A 3194-nucleotide genomic window follows, 5' to 3' on the forward strand; every position below is an offset into this window, starting at 1 on the left:
CCGAGATCGCGGCTACGGGCCGCTCGCAAGGCGCGCGACCGAGCCATGGCCGTCGCCATGGGGAGGGAGCGCAACGCTGCGAGCGGCCCGTAGCCGCGATCGAATGCAGGCGAACTTCCGAGACAGGGCACTAGGGTCCGCCGCCGCTTCGAGGGTCCCGTTCGCAGGACCGTCCCGTTCGCAGGGTCCAAGAGGACGCAGCACCGAGCATGGCCAAGATCCGCGCCTACAAGATCGCCGAGGAGCTGGGCATCGACCGCAACGACCTCGTCGAGAAGGCGAAGTCGGTGGGGGTCGAGCTCGTCAGCCCGATGGCGTCGATCGAGGACGACGTCGCGAACGAGCTGCGCCACAAGCTCGGCGGGCTCGTGCCGGGCGCGCAGGTGATCGAGCGCCGGGTCGAGGGCCAGAGCGGCGGGGCGGTGATCCGCCGGCGCAAGCGCGCCCCCGAGCCCGCGCCGGTGGTGGTGGCGGAGCCGGCGCCGGCCGCGGTGCCGCCGGCCGCCGCCGAGCCGGTCGCCCCGGAGCCCGAGGAGGTCGAGGAGCCGGCTCTGCCCGCCCGGGTCGAGCCCGAGCCCGCTCCCGTCGAGGAGCCGGCCCCGATCGACGTCGTGGCGCACGGTGTCGCCGAAGCCGCACGCGAGGCGCAGCGCGAGGGCCTGGCCCAGGAGCCGCGCTCGGGCGGGCCCGATTTCGGCGCGGCCGGCGCCGCCGCCGCGGCCGCCGCCAAGGGCAAGGAGCGCAAGCGCGTGCGCGAGGTCGTGAACCTGCGCGAGCAGGAGCAGCTCGCGCGCCAGGCCACCTCGCGGCTCACGCGGCGCCCGGTCGCGATCGATCCGCGCGCCATGCAGTCGCCGCGCCGGCGCCGGCGCGACAAGCTGGCTCCGGCCGCCTCGCGTCCCGCCGCCGCGGCGGCCGCCCCGAAGGCGGGCAAGCGCGTCGTGCGGGCCGAGGGGCTGATCAGCGTAGCGGAGCTGGCACGCCAGCTCGGCGCCAAGGCCGCCGAGGTGCAGGGGCGGCTGATGGCGCTCGGCACGATGGCCTCGGTCAACCAGCAGCTCGACCTCGAGACCGCCGGGCGCGTCGCCGCGCACTACGGCTTCGAGGTGCAGGACGTGGGCTTCCAGGAGGCCGAGGTGCTCGGCGAGGCGACCCCGGTCGCCGAGGGCGCCGGCGCGCCGCGCCCGCCGATCGTGACCGTGATGGGCCACGTCGACCACGGCAAGACCTCGCTGCTCGACGCCCTGCGCGAGGCCAACGTGGTGGCGGGCGAGGCGGGCGGCATCACCCAGCACATCGGCGCCTACCAGGTGCAGAAGGGCGAGCGCAAGCTCACCTTCATCGACACCCCCGGCCACGAGGCCTTCACGACCATGCGCGCGCGCGGCGCGCAGGTGACCGACATCGTCGTGCTGGTGGTGGCGGCGAGCGAGGGCATCATGCCCCAGACCGTCGAGGCGATCGAGCACGCCAAGGCGGCCGAGGTGCCGATCGTCGTCGCGGTGAACAAGGTCGACCTGCCCGACGCCAACCCGCAGCTCGTGCGCCAGCGGCTCATGGAGCACGGCCTCGTGCCCGAGGACTTCGGCGGCGACACGATCTGCGTGAACGTGTCGGCCACCAAGCGCACCGGCCTCGACCAGCTGCTCGAGATGCTGGCGCTCCAGTCCGACGTGCTCGAGCTGCGCGCCGATCCCGAGCGGCGCGCGCGTGGCATCGTGCTCGAGTCGCGGCTCGACAAGGGCCGGGGCCCGGTGGCCACCCTGCTGGTCCAGGACGGCACGCTCCACCAGGGCGACGCGATCGTGGTCGGGACCGCCTTCGGCCGCGTGCGCGCCATGGAGAACGAGCGCGGCCAGCGCGTCGACACGGCCGGCCCCTCGACGCCCGTACAGGTGATCGGCCTCTCCGACGTGCCCGAGGCGGGCGCCCCGCTCTACGCGGTCGAGAACGAGCGCGCTGCCCGCGAGGTGGCCGAGCACCGCGCCGGCGAGGAGAAGGCGCGGCCGGTGGCGGCCCAGCGCCGGGTGTCGCTCGAGGAGCTCTTCGCGCGCGGCGACGACAGCGGGCCGAAGGAGCTGCGCGTGGTGCTGAAGGCCGACGTGCACGGCTCGCTCGAGGCGGTGCGCGACGCGCTCGTCAAGCAGTCGACCGACTCGGTCAAGGTGAACGTGATCCTGGCCGGCGTCGGTGCGATCTCGGAGAGCGACGTCATGCTGGCCAAGGCCAGCGACGCGATCGTGGTGGGCTTCCACGTGCGCCCCGACTCGGCGGCGCGGCGCGCGGCCGAGGGCCAGGGCGTCGACATCCGCAGCTACCAGATCATCTACGAGGTCACCGACGAGGTCCGCAAGGCGATGGCGGGCCTGCTGCCGCCGAAGATCGAGGAGAAGGTGCTCGGCCGCGTCGAGGTGCGGAAGACCTTCAGCGTGCCGCGCGTCGGCACGGTGGCCGGCTGCTACGTCCTCGAGGGCTCGGTCAAGCGCACCGCCCGCGCCCGCCTGCTGCGCGACGGCGTGCAGATCTGGGAGGGCACGCTGGCCTCGCTCAAGCGCTTCAAGGACGACGCCCGCGAGGTCCAGGCCGGCTACGAGTGCGGCATCGGTCTCGAGGGCTACAACGACGTCAAGATCGGCGACGTGATCGAGCCGTACGAGGTCGTGGAGACGCCCGCAGAGCTGTCATGATCGTCGGCGCCGCCGTCGTGGAGCTCCACGTCCACGGCTCCCAGTCGCTGAAGCAGAAGCGCGGCGTGGTCCGCTCGATCGTGCAGCGCCTGCGCAACCGCTTCAACGTGTCGGTCGCCGAGATCGGCGGCCAGGGCACCTGGCAGGTCGCCGTGCTCGGCATCGTCAGCACCGGCAACGATCGCGGCTACGTGCGCGGGCAGCTCGCGCGGGCGCTGGCCTACGTCGAGGAGCTGCACCTGGCCGAGGTGACGGGCGGCGACGTGGAGCTGCTCGAGCTGTGCTACGAGGGCCGCACGCGCGGCCCCGACGACGAGCTGACCCCCGCGGACTTCGGCGCCGCGCACGCGGACGGGGAGGACGAGGACTAGTGTCCGGTGTCGGACGTTCGCCGTCGAAGTCTCGAGCCGTCGCGGGCGGCTGGGTGTGCACCGAGATCGCGGCTACGGGCCGCTCGCAAGGCGCGCGACCGAGCCATGGCCGTCGCCATGGGGAGGGAGCGCAACG

2 protein-coding genes are annotated in these 3194 nt (G+C 73.9%); both read left to right on the forward strand.

Annotated elements, in window-relative coordinates; genetic code table 11:
- The first annotated feature begins 209 nt into the window (after positions 1-209).
- Entirely contained in the window at positions 210-2687 is a 2478-nt protein-coding gene (gene infB / locus OZ948_19865) for a translation initiation factor IF-2 (GenBank protein MEB2346976.1), read from the forward strand.
- Positions 2684-3058 carry a DUF503 domain-containing protein gene (locus tag OZ948_19870; protein MEB2346977.1) on the forward strand — a complete coding sequence of 125 codons (375 nt, stop codon included), beginning with the start codon at positions 2684-2686 and terminating at the stop codon, positions 3056-3058. The genes infB and OZ948_19870 overlap by 4 nt, the downstream gene beginning before the upstream one ends.
- Positions 3059-3194: the final 136 nt, after the last annotated feature.

The organism is Deltaproteobacteria bacterium (genome assembly GCA_035063765.1).
In the GTDB taxonomy this organism is placed as follows: domain Bacteria; phylum Myxococcota_A; class UBA9160; order UBA9160; family PR03; genus CAADGG01.

Bases quoted from the DNA above. Each gene is read 5' to 3' on its own strand.
- infB (MEB2346976.1), top strand. From the start codon at position 210: ATGGCCAAGATCCGCGCCTACAAGATCGCCGAGGAGCTGGGCATCGAC.
- OZ948_19870 (MEB2346977.1), top strand. From the start codon at position 2,684: ATGATCGTCGGCGCCGCCGTCGTGGAGCTCCACGTCCACGGCTCCCAG.